General features: G+C 58.5%; 17 protein-coding genes and 1 pseudogene. 9 read left to right on the forward strand and 9 right to left on the reverse strand.

Annotated elements, in window-relative coordinates; genetic code table 11:
* Positions 1–204 precede the first annotated feature (204 nt).
* On the forward strand, positions 205–399 hold the full coding sequence (locus FN828_RS15155) for a hypothetical protein (RefSeq protein WP_142494284.1): 195 nt from the start codon (positions 205–207) through the stop codon (positions 397–399).
* A gap of 194 nt (positions 400–593) precedes the next feature.
* On the opposite strand, the gene FN828_RS15160 is transcribed toward FN828_RS15155, so the two are convergent.
* The gene (locus FN828_RS15160; protein WP_185959041.1) at positions 594–1,277 is read right to left on the reverse strand and encodes a YjbF family lipoprotein; all 684 of its coding nucleotides are present in this window, start codon (positions 1,275–1,277) and stop codon (positions 594–596) included.
* Positions 1,274–3,379 (reverse strand): YjbH domain-containing protein, encoded by a 2,106-nt coding sequence (locus tag FN828_RS15165; protein WP_142494286.1) that lies wholly within the window; start codon positions 3,377–3,379, stop codon positions 1,274–1,276. Before FN828_RS15165 ends, FN828_RS15160 begins: the two co-directional genes overlap by 4 nt.
* A gap of 458 nt (positions 3,380–3,837) precedes the next feature.
* On the opposite strand from FN828_RS15165, the gene FN828_RS15170 reads away from it, so the two are divergent.
* The 3 genes from FN828_RS15170 (at position 3,838) to FN828_RS15180 (ending at position 6,926) form a co-directional block, all read left to right on the forward strand.
* Positions 3,838–4,488 carry a protein-L-isoaspartate O-methyltransferase family protein gene (locus FN828_RS15170; protein ID WP_142494287.1) on the forward strand — a complete coding sequence of 217 codons (651 nt, stop codon included), beginning with the start codon at positions 3,838–3,840 and terminating at the stop codon, positions 4,486–4,488.
* A gap of 121 nt (positions 4,489–4,609) precedes the next feature.
* Positions 4,610–5,998, forward strand: coding sequence for a TolC family outer membrane protein (locus FN828_RS15175; RefSeq protein ID WP_235891497.1), 1,389 nt, complete (start codon positions 4,610–4,612; stop codon positions 5,996–5,998).
* 70 nt (positions 5,999–6,068) lie between these two features.
* Positions 6,069–6,926, forward strand: a complete 858-nt coding sequence (locus tag FN828_RS15180; RefSeq protein WP_142494289.1) for a hypothetical protein — start codon at positions 6,069–6,071, stop codon at positions 6,924–6,926.
* Here FN828_RS15180 and FN828_RS15185 read toward each other — a convergent pair.
* Positions 6,911–8,374: a cobyric acid synthase gene (locus tag FN828_RS15185; protein WP_142494290.1), complete on the reverse strand. Its 1,464-nt coding sequence runs from the start codon at positions 8,372–8,374 to the stop codon at positions 6,911–6,913. The two genes, FN828_RS15180 and FN828_RS15185, sit on opposite strands and share 16 nt — an antisense overlap.
* A 137-nt stretch (positions 8,375–8,511) precedes the next feature.
* Positions 8,512–8,832 (reverse strand): DUF6280 family protein, encoded by a 321-nt coding sequence (locus tag FN828_RS15190; protein ID WP_142494291.1) that lies wholly within the window; start codon positions 8,830–8,832, stop codon positions 8,512–8,514.
* 216 nt (positions 8,833–9,048) lie between these two features.
* On the opposite strand from FN828_RS15190, the gene efp reads away from it, so the two are divergent.
* Complete coding sequence (gene efp / locus FN828_RS15195; protein ID WP_142494292.1) at positions 9,049–9,612, forward strand: elongation factor P; 564 nt, start codon at positions 9,049–9,051, stop codon at positions 9,610–9,612.
* 67 nt (positions 9,613–9,679) lie between these two features.
* On the opposite strand, the gene ygfZ is transcribed toward efp, so the two are convergent.
* The gene (gene ygfZ, locus FN828_RS15200; protein ID WP_142494293.1) at positions 9,680–10,411 is read right to left on the reverse strand and encodes a CAF17-like 4Fe-4S cluster assembly/insertion protein YgfZ; all 732 of its coding nucleotides are present in this window, start codon (positions 10,409–10,411) and stop codon (positions 9,680–9,682) included.
* Between the two features lie 76 nt (positions 10,412–10,487).
* Between ygfZ and FN828_RS15205 the strand changes: the two are divergent.
* A pseudogene (locus tag FN828_RS15205) lies at positions 10,488–11,096 on the forward strand (glycosyltransferase); the annotation flags it as partial.
* Here FN828_RS15205 and FN828_RS15210 read toward each other — a convergent pair.
* Both FN828_RS15210 and FN828_RS15215 read right to left on the reverse strand, forming a co-directional pair.
* Positions 11,032–12,957 carry an ABC transporter ATP-binding protein gene (locus tag FN828_RS15210; RefSeq protein ID WP_235891498.1) on the reverse strand — a complete coding sequence of 642 codons (1,926 nt, stop codon included), beginning with the start codon at positions 12,955–12,957 and terminating at the stop codon, positions 11,032–11,034. The pseudogene FN828_RS15205 and the gene FN828_RS15210 overlap by 65 nt on opposite strands.
* Entirely contained in the window at positions 12,954–13,637 is a 684-nt protein-coding gene (locus FN828_RS15215; protein ID WP_142494295.1) for a fused DSP-PTPase phosphatase/NAD kinase-like protein, read from the reverse strand. Before FN828_RS15215 ends, FN828_RS15210 begins: the two co-directional genes overlap by 4 nt.
* Positions 13,638–13,778: 141 nt before the next feature.
* Here FN828_RS15215 and FN828_RS15220 point away from each other — a divergent pair, with 141 nt between their 5' ends.
* On the forward strand, positions 13,779–14,429 hold the full coding sequence (locus tag FN828_RS15220; RefSeq protein ID WP_142494296.1) for a hypothetical protein: 651 nt from the start codon (positions 13,779–13,781) through the stop codon (positions 14,427–14,429).
* Here FN828_RS15220 and FN828_RS15225 read toward each other — a convergent pair.
* A complete protein-coding gene (locus FN828_RS15225; RefSeq protein ID WP_235891499.1) occupies positions 14,407–15,285 on the reverse strand; it encodes a CobW family GTP-binding protein in 879 nt (292 codons plus the stop codon). The genes FN828_RS15220 and FN828_RS15225 overlap by 23 nt on opposite strands.
* Positions 15,282–16,910: an amidohydrolase gene (locus FN828_RS15230; RefSeq protein ID WP_142494297.1), complete on the reverse strand. Its 1,629-nt coding sequence runs from the start codon at positions 16,908–16,910 to the stop codon at positions 15,282–15,284. The genes FN828_RS15225 and FN828_RS15230 overlap by 4 nt, the downstream gene beginning before the upstream one ends.
* Positions 16,911–17,007: 97 nt before the next feature.
* On the opposite strand from FN828_RS15230, the gene FN828_RS15235 reads away from it, so the two are divergent.
* Together FN828_RS15235 and FN828_RS15240 are read left to right on the forward strand one after the other, a co-directional pair.
* Entirely contained in the window at positions 17,008–17,931 is a 924-nt protein-coding gene (locus FN828_RS15235) for a LysR family transcriptional regulator (protein WP_185959042.1), read from the forward strand.
* Positions 17,932–18,059: 128 nt separating this feature from the next.
* Positions 18,060–19,616, forward strand: coding sequence for an ABC transporter substrate-binding protein (locus tag FN828_RS15240; protein WP_142494299.1), 1,557 nt, complete (start codon positions 18,060–18,062; stop codon positions 19,614–19,616).
* Positions 19,617–19,676 lie beyond the last annotated feature (60 nt).

Below are 19,676 nucleotides of genomic sequence, written 5' to 3' on the forward strand. Positions count from 1 at the left end.
GGGAAAGAACGGTCGCAGCCGCGCCATCTGTTCGTCGGTCAGCCAAAATAGATTGCTCATGATACCCCCTGAAAGTTTGGGGATTTGAAGCATGCGACCAATGCGATCTCAAGCCGATTAATGGGTCCTGAGCCTAAAGGTGTGAGATGAACAGAAAGACCGGGTTCGCCCGAGTCATCTCATTCTAGATGTTGGAGAGACATTATGAAAAAGTTTTCGATTGCAGCAGCTGCCGCTCTGGCACTGGCATCGGCTGTTCCTGCCGTTGCTGACACCAAAACCTCGGACGATCCGTTTGTTTCGACCCAAGCTTCGCTGGCTCTGGGCGGCGCAGGCGCAGCAGCAGCAGCTGTTGCTGCTCTGCTGGTCGTCGGCATCGCGGCTTCGGGCGATTCCTAAGTCCTGCTGACTTACGAACAGGGAAAGGCGCGGTTTTGACCGCGCCTTTTTCTTTTGCCCGGATATGTTTTGTTTTTGTCTGGCTTGCCGGGGGCTTCCCCATCAGGGAACAAGAAAAAGGGCGGTCCGTGTGGCCGCCCATTTCATAACTATGATTGCGAAAACTATCTGGAACCGCGAAAAGACGGATCGCTTCAGTGACGCAAGACCTTGATGTCATAGTAGCCCTGCAAGGGGGCAATCCACTGGCGTGACGACAGGATCATGCCACTGGCGTCCACCTGATAGGTGTTGGTGAATTTGCGGCTGTCTGCAACGCAATTCTCGGTCAGTTCAACGGTATTGGCCGAAACCACGCCTTGCCTGACCTGACCCGATCCCGTCACAAACATCTGGCAGTTAAACTCGAACGCGATGACGTTATTCGCCCCGTCCAAATAGCGTAGAACGCGCTTGGCCGTTCCTGATTTGCGGGCGCGGATCAGTGCAAGGCTTTCGGATACGCTGGCCGACATCATGTCATTGCCCAAGCCGCGGGTTGCTGTGACAAGCCCCTGACGGAACGTCAGGGTTTGTTTGCCCGCAGTCGAATAAGTGCGATACGCGCCGTTCTGTTCGATCTGAAGCACCAGAACGCTGGTGTTATTCAGGTCTTTTTGCACGATGAGCGTCAGCGGCGCCGTGGTATTTGCCAACACCTGCGGGATATTCATGGGCTGTGGTGCGCCCGCCGTCTTCTTGCCCAGAAAGGGCAGGCTGGATTTCAGCATTTCGGTCATGTTGCCACGGTTGGCATCATTGCCGCAGCCCGCCAGCATCAATGCCGCCAGACCAGCTAGAATCGGTGCTTTGACCAGAGTTTTGATACTGCTGCTCATCGCCAGAAACGCCCCCATTCGCGTGCCAGTTCGGGTTGGTGATAGTCGCGCACGGATTCGTACAGGCGTTCGTTCACGTTCAGGCGAGCGCCGCCGTCGCGGGTGAGCGACTGAATGTTGATTGTGTTGCTTTGACGCGCGGGTTTACCCAATGCCCAGCCGAATGGGATGGTCACGCGGATACCTTTGTCAAAAGACCCTTCGCCGAAGTCATCAATGTTGGCGTCGGTAAAGGTGGCATAGGCCCCAACTCGCCAGCCGTTTGCAAATTCACGGTCCAGAGATACGGTTGCCCCCAGATCGCCCGCCAGATAGCTGCCCACGTCCAATTGACCGTGGAATCCATTGCCAAAGGCATAATAGGCCGACACATGACCGTTGAATTCCGGGATGGTGCCGCTGCTGGTGACGCGGCTGCGAAGGCCGAACATCTGATCGAAATCACGCGGGCGGACCCAGTTCAGTTCAGCCCCAAGCGCCAGACGGCTGTTGACGGGTTTCCACAGGATTTCACCGGATACACCAGCATACATCGCTTCCAGATAACCCATTGTGACGCGGCTATACAGATTTTGGCCCGGACGCCCGTAATGTGCCAGCGTCAGGTATTCCAGCGCGGGGTCGCCTTCGCGGCTGTATTGGGCATAATCGGTGCGCACCCGTGGCAATCCCGATGGGATGGCCCGCGTGACCGAATCCAAGTTGCCGTTCAGCTTTTTCGCCAATGATCCCGAAAGTACCCAGTTCGGGGAAAGCTGATAGCGTGCTTTGGCCCGGATGCCCAAATCATAGCGAACGGGGTTGTCCGGGTCGAAGACGCTTAGCTGCATATAGGGGCTGATGGACCAATTCAGACGTTGCTGAATGCCGCCTTCCAGCGCCGGGGCGCGGCGCAGGCCGTCCTGAATGCCCATGCGGGCCAGCATTTGATCGGCGGGGGCGTTTTCCAGCCGTTCCAGATCGCTGCGGTTCAGGGTGATCGCGGACATTTCCATGCCCTTGACCACAGGTACGATCACAAAGGTTTCCACCGAACCGGGCAGGATGCGTGACATCGCGCGGGCCGCGCGACCGATGGCTTCTGGTTCGTCGCCATAGCGGGCATTGCCCAACCGCAAGGTGGCGCTGGTGGCCGTCACTTGCATCCCTTCATAGCGCAGGCCTTGCCCTTCCAGGGATTTACGCATGCGAACGGGCAGGCTGTTCACGACATCGGTGTCGTTCTGCCAGCCCAGATCGGTTTTCGCTTTCGCGGACCGTGGTGCAATCGGCAGCGGGGCCGGTTCCGTGCCGCTGGGATAGCTGGATTGGCGCGGGTTTGCGTGCAACGTCAGCAATGCGCCGATTTCTGATCCATACAGTGAATACAGTGACAGTTGCGCCCCGCTGCGAAGCCGGTAGTCGATGCCGAAGTTCCACGGGGATTTGCGGTCGAATACCGGGCCATAGGTGGTTCCGCTGGGATTGGTATTGCCTGATTTCTGTTCGTCGTCATACGCATCCGACGAATATTCAGCCTTGAGCGTCAGCCGATCCGTCATCTTATAGGCGACCCCACCAAAGGCCGCGACATCACCGCGGAACCAGCGGTCATAGGTGGGAATGCCACCTTCGCCGATTACTTCGTTTGGGCGGGTTCCCGTTGTGGCAAAGGAACCATAGCTGCCCAGACGCCCCCAACCCAGACCGCCGGTCAGGCGCAGACGTGGGGTTATGTTCTTGCTGGCAACAATATATTCCCCACCATACAGCCCGGTTCCAATGAAATCCTGCAAGCCAATGGCCACAGCGGGGCGGCGGTCTGTTTCGGTCAGCAGTTGGTAACGGACGTCGAAGCTACGGTCGTAATACGTGTCCTGATCCCATCCGCGCAAATACAGCTCTTTGATCGCCGTATAGCGGAAACTGGCCGTCAGCCGGGGGGCCACCTGAAAGGTGATCGTGCTGCGCGTTGTGCCTGCGAAATGGGACATAGAGGTGGATAATGTCGCGTCGGGCGCCATATCCGCTGAGGGCATATCAATCAGCCCCGGAGTGCCATACAGCCCGAAAAAGGGGACGTCTTGCGCCAGCGCCGACCCGGTGATCAGCAACGTAGCCATGACGCCAAAAGGGATTGCTTTTTTTTGCAGTCCCCGGACGCACCTTTTGCAAGCGTTCTGTGCCGCTTTTGAAATACATATCTGAACCAGCCTGCCGTAATCGTTCTTTCTCACGGGTAAGCGATCCCTTGCGATGTGTCCAACTGTTTCCTGCCTTTGGATAGTCGGTATGGGCAAACGCGGGGGATTTGCCACAGTTGGCGTATGAATTTTGTCATTTTGCGCGGGCGGTATGCGCAATGATGCCCGATGGTCGGACATCAGGGAAATTGTAGTCTTGTAACAGTGTACGGTCCTTGCTGGTTGACGTGCCGGTTTACGGGGGGTGAACGCGGGAATGGCAGGCACCCAAAACGGTCGCGTCGATTTGACTTTTGTCTTTTGGCGCATTGGCGTTGCCGCCCGTGAGGGAATATGACAAAACGGGTCGTAAGATTCTGAACGAACGAGTTTAGCTTATGACCGACTATGCCGCCCGCCGTATCATGATGGTTGATACGCAGATCCGCCCCTCGGATGTGACGAAATTCCCAATCATTGACGCGATGCTGTCAGTTCCGCGCGAAGATTTCGTGCCGTCTGATAAGATCGAGGCCGCTTATGTCGGCGACAATGTCAGCCTTGGTGGCACGCGCGTGGTGCTGGAACCCCGCACGCTGGCTAAGATGCTGGATGCGCTGGATATTCATAGCGATGAACTGGTGCTGGATGTTGGGTGCGGCTTGGGCTACTCGGCCGCTGTGATCGCGAAAATGGCGGCTGCCGTGGTTGCCGTTGAAGAGGACGATCTGGCCGAAGAGGCACAGGCAGCGTTGGCGCGTGCGGATGCGGATAATGTGATCGTACACACGGGTGCGCTGACTGCCGGTGCGGAATCGCATGGGCCGTATGATGTTATCGTGATCGAGGGGGCGGTCGAACACCTGCCTGATGCGATTCCCGCGCAATTGAAAGAAGGTGGCCGTATCGCCGTTCTGTTCGCTGATGGTGAATTGGGCGTGGTGCGGATTGGTTATAAGATTGACGGTGAAATGAACTGGCGGTTTGCTTTTAACGCGGGTGCGCCGGTGTTGCCCGGTTACGAACGCCACCGGGCGTTCACACTGTAAAAACGGTACAGTACTGACCGCGCCCGAAGAAACGGGCGCGGTTTTGGTTTGAGCAGATGGCCTGACATACGGGCGCAGCAGGAGCGAAACGATGGGGATGACGCGGATACGGAAACGTGTGATGGCAAGCGGGCTGGCATTGGCATTCGCCATATCAGCCCCCGTCGCCGCAACGGCGGACAGCTTGGCTGATGCACTGGTTTCGGCCTATAATAACAGCGGTTTGCTGACCCAATACCGCGCCGTGTTGCGCGCCGCAGACGAAGATGTGGCTGTTGCGTTGTCCTCGCTTCGCCCTGTGATCGGCTGGAGCGGTAGCATTGATTACAATAAAACGCGGCTCAAAAGCTCGTCCATGTTCTTTCCGACCACCAGCGACGGAACCAGCGTTTCGCTGGGGATCGGGCTGGAGCAGTTGCTTTGGGATGCGGGCAAAAGCAAGCTGACGCTTGAAGCCAAGAAAGAAGCGGTTCTGGCAACGCGTGAGGCGCTTGTCGGGGTCGAACAGAATGTTCTGCTGCAAGCGGTCGATGCCTATATGAGCGTGCGCAGCGCGTCGGAAACGGTGGCGTTGCGGCAAAATAACGTGCGCGTCATCACCGAAGAACTGAGGGCCGCAAAGGACCGGTTCGAGGTTGGCGAAGTCACACGCACCGATGTGGCGCAGGCCGAGGCCCGTCTGGCCGCCGCCCGCAGCAATTTCGCGCAGGCGCAGGGTGATCTTGTAACCGCCCAAGAGTATTTCAAAGCGGCTGTTGGCCGGTTGCCGGGCCGTCTAAGCCCGCCGCCGTCGGTTCCGGCCACTGCGAAAACAATGAGCGAAGCCAAAGCCATTGCCGTGCGGAACCATCCCGATATCAAAAAAGCACAGCACGAGGCCACCGCCGCTGATCTGGCGATCGAGATTACCCGTGCTGCCACCAAGCCGACGATTACCTTGAACAGCTCGATCGGATTGGAAGAAAATTTCGACAGCACGAATTTTACGAAAAATTTCGGTGTGTCGTTGGGGGCCAGCGGTCCGATTTATTCGGGCGGCAGGATTTCCGCGCTGTTCCGGCAGGCGATTGCAAATCGTGAAGCCGCGCGCGCCAGTCTTTTGGTGACAACGCAAAGCGTTGAGCGCGAAGTGGGCACTGCATTTTCAAACCTGAAAGTGGCGGGCGCTGCACGTACCGCGTTCGATCAGCAGGTACGGGCCGCAACGGTTGCCTTCCGCGGGGTGCGTGAAGAAGCGACCCTGGGCGCCCGGACCACGCTGGATGTGCTGAACGCGGAACAGGAACTCTTGAACGCGCAGGCCAGCCTGATTTCAGCCCGCAACAGCGAATATGTTGCCTCTTATGCGCTGTTGGAAACGATGGGTTTGCTGACGGCAGAGCATCTGAAGCTGAAAGTGCAGCGTTACGATGCGGCGGCTTATTACAATCAGGTCAAAAATGCCCCGGCTTCGATCAGCAAACAAGGGCAGCAGTTGGAGCGTGTGCTTCAGGGGCTTGGTAAAAAATAAAACTTTCCGCATCGGTTGAGCGAAACGGTTCTCGGGGGTACACTTCCCCCGAGGCTGAGTGGATGAAGGCATGTCAAACCTTGTAACCAACGCAGATATCGAGGATGTTCTGTCCTCTATCCGTCGACTTGTGTCCGAGGAAGCGCGCCCACAGGTCGCCCCGCCTGTGGCGCAGGGGATGGGCCGCTTGGTTTTGACACCTGCGTTGCGGGTGATGGAAACTGTCGCACCGGATGAAGATTCCGATCAGCAGGGCAACCAACCGGATTCGAGCGCGGATGATGCGTGTGCCGGGGGGGATTTGCCTCAGCCCGAACTAGTTGAGGCGCACGAGTTGCTGGGGGTCAAGCCGGACGATACCGGGCGGCGCAATCTGGAAGCGCGGATTGCCGAGCTGGAGGCCGTAATTTCCGATGCCGGTGGCGTATGGGAACAGGATGGCGAAGAAGGCAGCGCCAATGCTGGCGACGCGCTGGAAAGCCTGCCGTGGGACGGGTCACTGGCGGAACCTGACCCGGTTGAGGAAGCCCCGTTTCAGAATGTGGAAGAAAGCGTTGTTTCCGCCACGATTGCCCGATTTGCCGTGCCGGATGAATTCACGGGCGCAGCAGATACGCTGAGTGGGGATACGGACCCAAGCGACATGGTCGAGGTGGAGCCGGATTTTGAGCCGGACGATTACGAGCCAGAAGCGTTGGGCTATGTTGAGGAAGCCGAACCCCATACCGAGCCTGTGACCGAAGAGGTTTTGGAAGAAACCCTTGCCGGGCAGGATGTCGTCGTGGACGAGGACATGTTGCGGGCCTTGGTCGCGGAAATCGTGCGCGAGGAATTGCAGGGCAAGCTGGGTGAACGGATCACCCGAAATGTCCGCAAACTGGTGCGCCGTGAAATTCTGCGGGCCTTGGCCAGTCAGGACATGGAATAATCCGGCTCTGCCGCCAGTTCCAACACCGTTTCGATATTCAGATGTTGTTCCATATGGGCGGCCAGCGCGTCCAGTGTGGCTTCGACTGTGCTTTCGTAATCCAGACCGCTTTGCGCCCCCAGTTCAGCCAAAAAGGCCCGGCGGAATCCATCGGCGCTGAACAACCCGTGCAGATAGCAGCCGCGCACCCGCCCGCTGGCATTGGTTGCCCCCTCGGGGCGATGTCCCACCGTTAGCCAAGCCCGCGCACAATCCGGGCCATCGGTGCGGCCCATGTGGATTTCATACCCTTCCACCGCGTCCCCAGTGGGCACATAGGTCGCTTGTGTCAGGGACAGGTGCTTTTCCGGCTGCATCGTGGTGGCGATGTCCAGCAGGCCAAGACCGGGATATGAACCTGCTGGGCCTTCGATCCCAAGCGGGTCATGGATCATAGTTCCCAGCATTTGATAACCACCGCAAATGCCCAATACATGCCCGCCGCGTCGGATATGGGCCTGAATGTCGATGTCCCAGCCCTGTTCACGCAGAAACGCCAGATCGGCGATGGTGGCCTTTGATCCGGGAATCAACACCAGCGTTGCATCGCCGGGCAGGGGGCGGCCGGGTTCGATGATCTGAACGGAAACGCCGGGCTCTGCCGAAAGCGGGTCCAGATCGTCGAAATTTGCAATGCGGGGCAGGCGGGGGACTGCGATCTTCGCCGCGCCAGAGCCGCCCGATGCAATATCCATCACATCCTCGGCGGGCAGTTTCCACGCTTGATCGAACCAAGGCAGCACACCAATCGAAGGCCACCCCGTGCGGGTTTCGATGAATTGCACCCCGTCCTCGAACAGGGTGACATCGCCGCGGAACTTGTTCACGGCAAAACCGCAGATGCGGCGGGCATCCTGATCCGACAGAACCGTTTGGGTTCCGACAAGTTGGGCGATGACCCCGCCGCGATCAATATCCCCCAGCAGGATCACCGGAATATTTGCGGCTTCGGCGAATCCCATATTGGCAATGTCGCCCGTGCGTAAATTTACCTCTGCCGGGCTGCCTGCGCCTTCGATCACCACAATATCAGCTTCGGCGCAAAGGCGGCGAAAACTGTCCAGCACATAGGGCATCAGGCTGGGTTTCTTTTGGCCGAATTCACGGGCCAGTTGGGTGCCTACGCGTTGCCCCTGAACGATGACCTGTGCGCCGGTTGTGGATTCGGGTTTCAGCAAGACCGGGTTCATATCCGTATGCGGCGCAACCCGCGCCGCGCGGGCCTGAAGCGCCTGCGCACGTCCGATTTCGCCGCCATCCGCGGTGACGGCGGCATTGTTCGACATGTTTTGAGGTTTAAAGGGGCGGACCTTCAGGCCGCGATTGGACAGCGCCCGCGCCAGACCGGCGACAAACAGCGATTTCCCCACATTCGAGCCTGCGCCCTGAATCATGATCGCCTGTGCCATTTCTGTCTCCGTTTATGCGCTGCTTGCGGTCTAAGCCCAGAGCGATCAACGGGGAAGGGGAAACCCGAAGGGGAGTGCAAAAGAAAACGCGCCCCCAGTGGGAGCGCGTTTTTCGTCAGGTTGGTGTGGCAGGGGCCTTAGGCGGCCTCGGCCTGTTGTGCGGCGTTGCGACGTTCGCTTTCTTCGCGCGACAGGGCGACAGAAGTCCGGACGCCTTTGCCCACGAATTCCATCAGACCTTTGACAACGCGTTCGTTCGGGTCAATCCCGGCGCAGGTCAGTACTTCGCGCCCATCACGGGACCGCGCCCAGCGGGCGATCTGTTCCGGACCGTTGCCATATTTTTTATCATCGGCAATGGCGTCGTCCAGTGCGGCCAACACAACGGCCGCGAACAGTTTACGGGCACGGTTGCCTTGCTCATTATTGAAGGCAGTGCCGTCAACGAAATCTTTCATGATTCGTCCTTTGTTATTGCTCTTGCGTTTTCTGGCGTGGCGTTCCTTATGACGGATAACACGCGATTCGGATAGACTTCTATTGCATATCTACCATGCAAATTTTGCATAACTTTTTCGGTATCAGTGGAAAATCTCGTGTTCTTGCACCGATGCCCAACACCAGATATAGGAGCGGGCAATCTCCTATCAACCTTTTGTCAAGGTTTTGCTGACATGCCAAAGATCAACGGTAACGAAATTCGCCCCGGTAACGTGCTGGAACATGACGGGGGCCTGTGGGCCGCTGTCAAAGTGGACCATGTGAAGCCCGGTAAAGGTGGGGCTTTTGCTCAGGTCGAGCTGAAAAATCTGCGCGACGGGCGCAAGTTGAACGAACGCTTCCGCAGCGCGGACAAGGTGGAACGGGTCCGTCTGGAACAGAAGGATCAGCAATTCCTGTATGAAACGGACGGGATGCTGGTGTTCATGGACACCGAAACCTTTGAACAGGTCGAACTGCCCGCCGATATTCTGGGTGAACGCCGCCCGTTCCTTCAGGACGGTATGACCGTTGTGGTGGAATATTACGACACCGAAGCCCTGAACGCGACGCTGCCGCAAAAAGTGGTCTGCAAGATCGTGGAAACCGAACCCGTGGTCAAAGGCCAGACTGCCGCCAACTCGTTCAAGCCTGCGGTGCTGGATAACGGCGTGCGGGTCATGGTTCCGCCGTTCGTTGCGCAGGACGAAGACATCGTGGTGAACACCGAAACGATGGAATATTCCGAACGGGCCTAAGGTCTGATCGAAACCTACCAAAAGGCCGGGGATCACCCGGCCTTTTTTGTTGCGCGTTTCGAGGCTGTCAGCCGTTCCATGTTACGGTGGCCTGCCCTGCACGCAGGGGGCCGGTGGCGCGGTCAAATCGCAGATAGGCAATCGCCCGAGCGCCGGATTGGGTGAACAGGGTTCCTGCTTCTTTGTCACCAGCCATCAGCGGGGTGCCAACAGGGGCAGCGCCATCAATCTGTACTGTCACCAGCCCTTTGCGCAGTTCGGTCTTGTGCTTCATGCGGGCAGTGACCTCTTGGCCGACATAGCAGCCTTTGCGGAAATCAACGCCGTGCAGCCGTTCAAACCCGGCCTCCAGAATAAAAGTGTCGGGGGTCAGTTCCACGCCGGTTTCTGGGATGCAATGTGCCACGCGGATCGCATCCCAATCGGTGCCATCGTCACCAGATTGTGCGCCATAGAGGCGCCAACCAAGCGCGGGGCGGCGGGGATCGGTCACGGCGCCATCGGGTGCGGGGCCAGTGCCGCGTTGTACATGCAAATCGGTTTCTTCCAGCGTCACCTGTGCCCGCAGTTTATACATGCTCAGGCGCGGCAGAACCGTGGGAGCCAGCGTGGCATCAATGTCCAGCAACACATCCTGCCCCTGCGGGATCAGCAGGAAATCGGCCAGATATTTTCCCTGCGGCGTCAGCAGGGCGGCATAGACGGGGCCGTCTTTCAGGCGGTTCACGTCATTGCTGACAAGCCCCTGAAGGAAATGCAACGTGTCCGGCCCGCTGATGCGGATGATTTTTCTGGTCATTTGGCTCTCCCGTCCTGCGTGCGGTTTGTAATATAGAACGATGCGGCAGGGACAACAGGGGAAGATAGGGCAGAATATGCGTGCAGCGCTAAGCGTGGTGATCCCGACATTAAACGCCGAATCCGGTTTGCCTGCTTGTCTGGCCGCCCTGATGGAGGGGCTGGAGGTGGGGCTGATCCGGGAACTGGTGATTTCAGACGGTGGCTCACAAGACCGGACCGTTCAAATCGCCGAAGCCGTGGGCGCGGTGGTCGTGCGGGGGGCGGCATCGCGCGGGGGGCAATTGCGGCGAGGGGTAGAGGCGGCCGGGGGCGATTGGCTGCTGTTGCTGCACGCCGATACAGTGCTGGACCCCGGTTGGTCGGATGCGGTGATGGCCCATATGGCAGGGGGGCAGGCGGGGTATTTCCGTCTGGCCTTCCACACCGGGGGCATGGCCGCGCGGATCGTGGCGGGCTGGGCAAACCTGCGGTCGCGGGTGTTCGGGCTGCCCTATGGCGATCAGGGGATGGTTTTGCCGCGTGCCTTGCTGGATCGTGTCGGCGGCATTCCAGACCTGCCCCTGATGGAGGACGTGGCGCTGGCGCGGCGGTTGCAGGGGCACATGTCGCTCCTGCCGATTACTGCCCGAACAAGCGCCGCGCGATACGAGTCAGAAGGCTGGGTGCGCCGGGGGCGTCGGAATCTGTGGTGCCTGATCCGTTACCTTTGCGGCGCTGACCCGCACGTTCTAGCGCAAGACTATCGGCGGTCGGGCCGTCGGTCCTGAATTGCAGGGCATGAAGGTCGGCATAGATGCCACCCCGGTCCAGCAATTCGTCATGGGTGCCTTCGTCGACCACGCGCCCCTTGTCCATCACGATGATCTTATCCGCATTGCGAACGGTGGACAGGCGGTGGGCGATGACCAGCGTGGTGCGCCCCTGTGCCAGTTGATCCAACGCCTGTTGCACCACTTTTTCGGATTGTGCGTCCAGCGCGCTGGTGGCTTCGTCCAGCAGCAGGATCGGGGTGTTGCGCAGCAATGCGCGGGCGATGGCAACGCGCTGGCGCTGCCCCCCGGACAGGGCCGACCCGCGCGGGCCTACGGGGGTGTCCAGCCCTTCGGCCAGTTTGGGCAGGAAATCCTGCACATGGGCGGCTTTCAGTACCTTGTCCAGTTGATCGGGGGAAACGTCAGTACGCCCCAGCAGAATATTTTCCCGCAGCGTTTCATCAAACAGCGCGGCATCCTGCGACACCACGGAAAACAGGCTGCGCAGGTCAGACAGCGATAAATCCCGCGCTTCGGTGTTGTCGATCAGCACCTTACCCAGTTGCGGGTCAACCAGCCGTGTCAGCAGGTTGAAAACGGTGGATTTTCCCGCCCCCGACGCCCCAACCAGCGCCGTCGTCTTTCCTGCGGGGGCCAGCAGGGTCGCGCCATTCAATACCTTGGTGTCACCATAGGACAGATGAACGTTTTCCAGCCGCACCGCAGGCGTCCCTTTGGGCAAGGGTTTGGGCATGGCCGGGCTGATCAGGGTGGGCTGGGTGTCCAGCAATTCCTTGATCCGTTCGATGGCGGCGGCGGCGTTTTGCCAAACGCCGGTTACGGACCCAAGACGGCGCAGCGGCTCAAAGGCGAACCCGATGGCCGTGAAAAAGGACATGAACTGCCCGATGGTTTTTTCCCCGGCGATGATTTCCGACCCGCCAAAAACCAGCACCCCCAGAAACCCGACCCCGGCCATGATGTCGATCAGGCCGGGAATGGCGGCGGCCCCCAGTTTGGCGCGGACCTCGGCCTTGACCAGCGCATCGGTCAGGGTGCGGTAGCGGCCTGATTGATAGCGTTCCAGCCGGTTCAGTTTCACCGGAACGATGCCGTGGAACACCTCGTCCAGACGGGTGGCCAGTTTGGCACCTGAATCGCGGGCTTCGCGGGATCGGCGGCGGACGAATTTTTGCACGATAGCAGAGGGCAGAACCATCAGCGGCGTGCCGATACAGGCGACCAGAGTCCATTGCCAATCCACCGACAGGGCCACGCCCATCAGGATAAACAGAGATACCAGATCACGCCCGGCCCCCGTGATGATCGCATTCCAGACCTGACCCACCGCTTCGACATCGGTTTGAACCCGCTGGATCAGAAACCCCGGCGGATGGGTCTGGTGAAACGTGCCATCCTGTTCCATCAGGTGATCCAACAGTTCCGTGCGCATATCCGCAGCAGAACGTTGGGAAATCAGCGACAGCAGAACTTTTTGACCGACGGATGCCAACGCACGGATCACAAAAATGGCCAGAAAGGCCAGCCCGACCCACCAAATCGCGCTATGTTGACCGGCGACGAATACCTGATCGAACATCGGTTTCATCATCCAGCTAAGTGCGCCCAACATGGACCCTTCCAGCCCCATGAACAGCAGCGCGGCCAGCAAAAGCCACAAATGCTTATGCAGATATTTCCGCCACAGCCAGCCCAGCAGATGCGCCGAGGAATCGTTTGCCGCTGTATCAGAGGTTTGAACCGGCTTTGGGGCGTTTGCTTTTTCGGTCATTTTCCGCCCTTTCTGCGGGCGTTGAATTCGGCCTGAATCTGCGCCGGATCGTATTGTGTGGCAACCCAGTCCTGAAAGGCGATGGGGGCAGCGGCATTGGCGGCGGCGTAACGATCCAGCAGGTGATCCAACACGCCGGTTTTTGTCCATTTGAAGTGGATATAGCGCGGGGACAACATGCGGCGGGCTTTTTCGACAGGTTCCCCTTCGATCACCATCAGATAGATGGTGCTGGCCAGTCCGGCCCGGTCCGCGCCGGATTTGCAGTGCATCATCATGGGGCGTTCGGCGGCACGAAAGGCGTCAATCAGATCCAGAAGATTTTGCGCAGGGGGGGCTTTGCGGGCCTGTAGCGGCAGGTTGATCAGTGTCAGCCCCAGCGCATCGCAGCTTTCTTTTTCAAACAGATAGCGGGCGTGGTTGGCCGATCCGCGCAGGTTCAGCACCGTTTTGATCCCCATCGCGGCATATTTCACGAACCGATCATGCGTCGGTTGGTTCGACCGATACACACCCGGCGCGATTTCAAAGAAATTGTGCCAGTGATAGCGCAGGATCGCGTGATCCAACCAATGATAATGTGTCATCGCGCGTTTACGCTGCGCCGGATCGGACAGATCGTATTCTGTCTCCAGCCGCAGATTGCGTTCCCATTGCTTGAGTTTTGCAAAGGCTTTCATGGCGGTCCTGCGGCTGTTGATCGTTCGGTCTTGTAAGGTTTGGGGGGGCGGCTGGCAAGCATGGGGACATGCGAGGGCTTTGACAGGCGTCCAGACGCGACATATGTGCATGGGGGTGCGGGATGAAAAGGCGGGGCCGATATGGATGACGCTACGATAGAAGTGCTGGGACGGGTACGGCTGGGCCTGTTTCACGCCCGGATAAACCGAATGCCGCATCGCGTGGCGGCGGGGGCTTGGGCGGTTTATGTACCCGCACGGCAATTGAAGCTGCTGCATTCGGTCGGTGGATTGGTGCATTGTTCCTATCACCGCGCCCCAAAGCGAGAGGCGGTTTTGACCGGCCAACCGATTAACGAACGTCATGCGACACTGGCGGAATGGCAGGCGGTTCTGTCCAAGCCAGTCACGCGGCGGGTGGCTGAAAATTATGTGTGCTTGCAGCGGTTATTTGCGGCGGGGCTGGGGCCGGAACCGCTGGGGCTGGTGATCGTGCCGGATTACAAGGCGTGGTTTTCGCGGGGGCATACGTTTACCGCCGGGTATCGGGTGGCGAATTTGATGCACTACCCGGAAAAGGAACCGGCCACGGAACAGCAATTGCGCGACGCCGGGGTGATCCCGGATGGGTCGCTGTCTGCTGTGCGGGAACAGATCAGGGGCTATGTCAGCGATCTGAATTCGGTTCGCGGCGCCATGCCGGATGGCGGTGACGCCGAAGTCGCCACCATCGAAGCACAGTTGAACGCCGCGCTGATGGGGGCAGGGATCAGCCTGCCCACCACTCATTGATTTGATCCTGCGCGATCTTTCCTTGCGGCCCAATTGCGACGATGCGGGTTTCGGTGGCGTTGCTCGATTTCACTTCGACCGAGCGACCGACGACATGCACCTCCCATCCTGGCCCTTCGGTGGACAGGACATGACCTTTGACGCGGTACAGCCCGTCGGGTGCGGCGGATAATTTCGCGCGGATCTCGTCCAGCCCATAGCGGTCTGGTCCGGTGTGGCTCCAGCCGATATAGGCGGGATGAAGCGGGGGGCTGGTCTTGTTGGCACTGGGAACAATGCCCCCCAACAGCAGCGGTGCCACGTCCCCCGCGCCGTTCAGGTTGATTTGTGGCGCGGCGCTTAGGGTGCGCAGTTGCGTGCCAAGCGCGGGGGGAATGCCATCCGTCGTTTTGGAAATCAGGATCAGATCGGCCACGGCAACCTGTCCGCGAATTTGTGCGCCGATCTGCGGATCACTGGCCAATGCGGGGAAATTTACCGCATCCACCACCACGGCAATACCGCCATAGCTCATGTCCGGTTCGGCGCGGGCGGCATTGGCGATGCGGGCGGGATCGGCAATGCCGGATGCTTCGATCACCAGATGATCGGGGCGCGGGTGACGGTTCAGAACGTCCCCCATTGCCATGAATAAATCCGCGCCCATCGTACAACAGACGCAGCCATTGGTCAGGGTCATGGTGTCGCCATCGCTGCTTTCCAGCAGATCGGCGTCGATATTGATCGCGCCGAAATCGTTGACCATCACCATGACTCGCTGACCGTGGTTTTCGCGCAGCAGGCGGTTGATCAGCGTTGTTTTACCCGCGCCCAGATATCCGCCGATTACTGTCAGCGGCAGCCGTTGCTGCATCATACCAGATGCACCGCGCCGCCAAAGACCGTGCCCAGAACTGGCACATCTTTCAGCGCCTGCGGATCAACAGCGGTGGGGTCATCCCCCAAAATGGCAAAATCCGCTTTCTTCCCGGTCTCGATCGAACCGATTTCCCGGTCCAGTTTCATCGTGGATGCCGCGCCCATCGTGATCAGATACAGGGCGTCCTGAACGCTGATACATTGTTCTGCCCCCAGCACGCGCCCCGTCATGGTTTGACGATTGACTGCGCACCATGCGGTGAACAGCGGGCCCAGTGGTGTCACAGGGGCATCCGAATGAATGGCGACCTTTACCCCCGCATCCATCGCGCCACGGACGGCATCCATGCGTTGTGCGCGGTCTTCGCCAATGGTTTGCGCAGCGTGCTGATCCCCGAAATACCAGATATGGTTCGAGAAAATATTGGTGCAGATCCCTAATTCCGCACAGCGTTCAAATTGATCACGCCCCATCATCTGACAATGTTGCAGAACGTGGCGGGCATCGGCCCAGGGGTATTTGCGGGCGGCGGCGGCAATTGCGTCAATCGCCACCTCGCTGGCCTCGTCGCCGTTGACGTGGATGTTCATCTGAACGCCTTCGGCCTGCATCGCCTCGACGATCTGGTAAATCTGTTCGGGCGGGGTGTTCCAAATGCCGTTCGGCTGACCGCCGACATAGCCGGGCCATTTGACCCGCGCTGTCCAGCCTTGGATTGATCCATCCGTCATCAGTTTGGCCGCGCCGATGCGCAGCTTATCCGTGCTGTGGGCCGACAGGCGTTTGATGCGCTGGGCCATTTCCTGTGGCTGCCCCCCGATTGCCGCGATGGCCGGAACCAAGCGGATGGGAAAATCGGATTTTCCGGTGACGTTCAGCAACATGTCCAGATCGCTGCCCTCCATATGGGAAAACAGATCGGTCGCGGTGGTCACGCCTGCACGTTTGCAGACCTCGGCATAGGATGTGACGGCACGGTCCTGTAGCGTCATCGCCCGGAAATCCACATCGCAGCGGCGCATGATGGGGAACATGGCAGCCATTTCCTGCAATTCGCCGGTGGGGTCGCCATTGGCGTCTTTAACCACACCTTCGACATTGGTCGTGCGGTCATAGCCCGCCATTTCCAGCGCCTTTGAGTTCGCGCACATCAGATGGAAATTGGAATAGATCACCACAACTGGGCGGTCGGTGCTGATCTGATCCAGATGGTGGCGGCTTAGGCGTTCGCCTTCCAGGAAAATCGGGTCCAGCCCCCAGCCGGTCAGCGGTTTGCCTGTAGGCAGGGATTTTTCAAATTCGGTCAGATCGGCCACGACCGTATCCAGATCGGTTTTGCCGCCCCACCATTTGCCGTTCGGGTCCATCCGGTCGTGATATCCGGCATAGGCGTAATCCCAGATGATCCCCGCCATCATATGCGCATGACCTTCGATCAGGCCGGGCATCAGGACGGTATCGGCCAGCCGGTCGTCATGGGTGACGGCCCCCCATTGATCGGCGCAATCTGCCCCGCCCACCGCCAAAATCCGCCCGTCCTGTACGGCGACATGGGTCGCCGTGGGGTGGTTTGTATCCATTGTGATGATCTTTTTAGCCTTGAAAACGGTAATATCCGACATGTCGCACCCTGTTGTTTTTTTCAGGCGTAACGGATGATTGATGTTTGCAAAAATAGATTTACTGTCAGCATTAACCTGAAAAAATAGGGGAATGGTCATGCAGTTTACGCTGAAACAGTTGCGTTACTTCGATGCGGCCCTGCGCACTGGGTCGATTGCCAAGGCGGCGCTGGAAATGAATATTTCCCAATCTTCGATCACGGCAGCGATTGATATGCTGGAGCAATTGATCGGCGTTCCATTGTTTCGTCGGGTTCCGGCCAAAGGGATTATGCCGACAGAGGCGGGAAAGGTGGCGGGCAAACGCATAGCCGAGTTTCTGGAACAAGCGCGGGTTTTTGAAAACGATCTGTCCTCGTTATCCGGCGAACCCGAGGGCATGTTGAATCTGGGCTGCTATGCCCCGACAGCGCCGCATGTGTTGCCGCCACTGCTGAAACGGATCGCCGAGGTATATCCGGCAATCCGCATCAACCTGCGCGAAGGCGATATGCAGACCATTGTGGATATGTTGCACAGCGGTGCGGTTGATATGGCGCTGACCTATCGGCGCTCGACCCCGGAAACCATGCCGTTCCTGCCCCTGTTTCGAGCGCGGCCTTGGGCCTTGTTGCCCGATGTGTCGCCATTGGCACAGCAAGACGGCGTGACAATTCCGGAATTGGCGGATTTGCCGATGATCATGTTGGATTTGGCGCGTGCTGGGGAATATTTCAGTTCCCTGTTCACCGCGCAGGGGTTAACGCCAAATATCGTGCATAGCACCAAATCGTCCTCGGTGTTGCGGGCGCTGGTTGCGGCGAATTTTGGGTATTCAATCCTGAATATTTGCAGCCCCGCCGACAGGCATGGGCAAAACGGGTATGTTGCGCGGCCTATACTGGGGCAGGTGCATGACCCGTTGTTCGGAATCGCCTATACGGCGGCGGGACAAAAATCCAAGCTGGTTCAAGTGGTTCTGGAAATTGGACGCGATTTGGAACGTTCCGGCTCCTATGAACCATTGCTGCTGCCCGAGTAGCATTCGGCTTGTTTCCGCTAAAAAATGTAAAAACAGACAACACAAAACCCGGTTTTCTGGGGCAATCCGCACGGTTAGCGTGATTGAATAACCATAAATAACCAAAAAACGAACCGGGAGACTGACCTATGAAACTCATGACACGCCTGATGGGCGCGGCAGCTATCGCTGTATCTGCCCTGTCCTCGGCACCAGCCATCGCCGAAGGTGGAACGCTGGTGATTGCTTCGACGCAGGTGCCGCGCCATTTGAACGGTGCGGTGCAATCGGGGATCGCCACCGCTGTTCCCAGCACGCAAATTTTTGCATCTCTGCTGCGCTATGATACCGATTGGACCCCGCAGCCCTATCTGGCGCAAAGCTGGGAAACCTCTGCGGATGGGAAAAGCGTGACCTTGCATCTGGTGCAAAACGCGACCTTCCACGATGGCACCCCTGTTACATCGGCGGATGTGGCGTTTTCGATCATGACGATCAAGGCAAACCACCCGTTCAAATCCATGTTTGCCCCGGTCGAAGCCGTGGAAACCCCGGACGCCCATACGGCTGTCATCAAGCTGAGCCAACCGCACCCGGCATTGTTGCTGGCGTTGTCGCCTGCGCTGGCACCGATCCTGCCCAAACATGTCTATGGTGACGGACAAGACCCGAAATCCCACCCGGCCAATGCGGCCCCCGTGGGGTCCGGTCCCTTTATGCTGGAAGAGTTTACCCCCGGCGAAGCGATTGTGCTGAAGAAAAACCCCAACTTCTTTATCGACGGTCGCCCGAAACTGGATGAAATCATCATTCGCATCATCAAAGACCCTTCGGCGCTGTTGATCGCGATGGAAAACGGCGAGGCCGACATGTACCCTTACATGGCGGGCAGTCAGGAATTCAAACGGCTGGAAAAAGTCGACAGCCTGACCATCACCGATCAGGGCTATGCCGGGATTGGCCCGATTAGCTGGCTGGCCTTTAATACCGCATCACCGAAATTGTCAGACCCGCGCGTGCGGCAGGCGATTGCCTATGCCGTGGATCGCAATTTCATCACCAAGGCACTGCACCGTGGGGTGTCTAAACCACAGCGCAGTCCGATCATCGAAAGCTCGCCCTTCTTTGATGAAACGATCCCGGCCTATGATGTGGATCTGGACAAGGCCAAGGCGCTGATGGCCGAGGCAGGTTTTGCCGATGGTATGGACCTGACGATTGATTTCATTCCCGGCTCAAAAGAACAGCAGCAATCGGTTGCGGAATATATGAAATCGCAGCTGAAAAAGATCGGTATCAATATCGAAGTCCGCGCAGCCCCCGATTTCCCGACATGGGCGGGGCGTGTCGGGGGACATGATTTTGAACTGTCGATGGATATTGTGTTCAACTGGGGCGACCCGGTGATTGGCGTGCATCGCACCTATCTGTGTTCAAATATCAAAAAGGGCGTGATCTGGTCCAACACCCAAAGCTATTGCAACGATCAGGTGGATAGCCTGCTGAATGCAGCGGCGGTCGAACTGGACCCGGCAAAGCGCAAGGCGATGTATGCTGAATTCCAGCAAATCGTGGCAACCGATATGCCGGTCTACTGGATCAATGCGCTGCCGTATCACACGGCCTATAACAAAAAGCTGAAGAACCCGCCGGTGGGTATCTGGGGACCAATGCACCCGATGGATACCCTGGAATGGGCCGAGTGATCTGACGCTGACGGGCAGGGTGATCCCGCGCGGATCGTCCTGCCCCCTGACTTTTCGGAC

This window comes from Thalassovita litoralis (genome assembly GCF_900182725.1).
GTDB lineage: Bacteria > Pseudomonadota > Alphaproteobacteria > Rhodobacterales > Rhodobacteraceae > Thalassobius > Thalassobius litoralis.

Bases quoted from the DNA above. Each gene is read 5' to 3' on its own strand.
- FN828_RS15155 (WP_142494284.1), top strand. From the start codon at position 205: ATGAAAAAGTTTTCGATTGCAGCAGCTGCCGCTCTGGCACTGGCATCG.
- FN828_RS15160 (WP_185959041.1), bottom strand. From the start codon at position 1,277: ATGAGCAGCAGTATCAAAACTCTGGTCAAAGCACCGATTCTAGCTGGT.
- FN828_RS15165 (WP_142494286.1), bottom strand. From the start codon at position 3,379: ATGGCTACGTTGCTGATCACCGGGTCGGCGCTGGCGCAAGACGTCCCC.
- FN828_RS15170 (WP_142494287.1), top strand. From the start codon at position 3,838: ATGACCGACTATGCCGCCCGCCGTATCATGATGGTTGATACGCAGATC.
- FN828_RS15175 (WP_235891497.1), top strand. From the start codon at position 4,610: ATGGCAAGCGGGCTGGCATTGGCATTCGCCATATCAGCCCCCGTCGCC.
- FN828_RS15180 (WP_142494289.1), top strand. From the start codon at position 6,069: ATGTCAAACCTTGTAACCAACGCAGATATCGAGGATGTTCTGTCCTCT.
- FN828_RS15185 (WP_142494290.1), bottom strand. From the start codon at position 8,374: ATGGCACAGGCGATCATGATTCAGGGCGCAGGCTCGAATGTGGGGAAA.
- FN828_RS15190 (WP_142494291.1), bottom strand. From the start codon at position 8,832: ATGAAAGATTTCGTTGACGGCACTGCCTTCAATAATGAGCAAGGCAAC.
- efp (WP_142494292.1), top strand. From the start codon at position 9,049: ATGCCAAAGATCAACGGTAACGAAATTCGCCCCGGTAACGTGCTGGAA.
- ygfZ (WP_142494293.1), bottom strand. From the start codon at position 10,411: ATGACCAGAAAAATCATCCGCATCAGCGGGCCGGACACGTTGCATTTC.
- FN828_RS15210 (WP_235891498.1), bottom strand. From the start codon at position 12,957: ATGACCGAAAAAGCAAACGCCCCAAAGCCGGTTCAAACCTCTGATACA.
- FN828_RS15215 (WP_142494295.1), bottom strand. From the start codon at position 13,637: ATGAAAGCCTTTGCAAAACTCAAGCAATGGGAACGCAATCTGCGGCTG.
- FN828_RS15220 (WP_142494296.1), top strand. From the start codon at position 13,779: ATGGATGACGCTACGATAGAAGTGCTGGGACGGGTACGGCTGGGCCTG.
- FN828_RS15225 (WP_235891499.1), bottom strand. From the start codon at position 15,285: ATGATGCAGCAACGGCTGCCGCTGACAGTAATCGGCGGATATCTGGGC.
- FN828_RS15230 (WP_142494297.1), bottom strand. From the start codon at position 16,910: ATGTCGGATATTACCGTTTTCAAGGCTAAAAAGATCATCACAATGGAT.
- FN828_RS15235 (WP_185959042.1), top strand. From the start codon at position 17,008: ATGCAGTTTACGCTGAAACAGTTGCGTTACTTCGATGCGGCCCTGCGC.
- FN828_RS15240 (WP_142494299.1), top strand. From the start codon at position 18,060: ATGAAACTCATGACACGCCTGATGGGCGCGGCAGCTATCGCTGTATCT.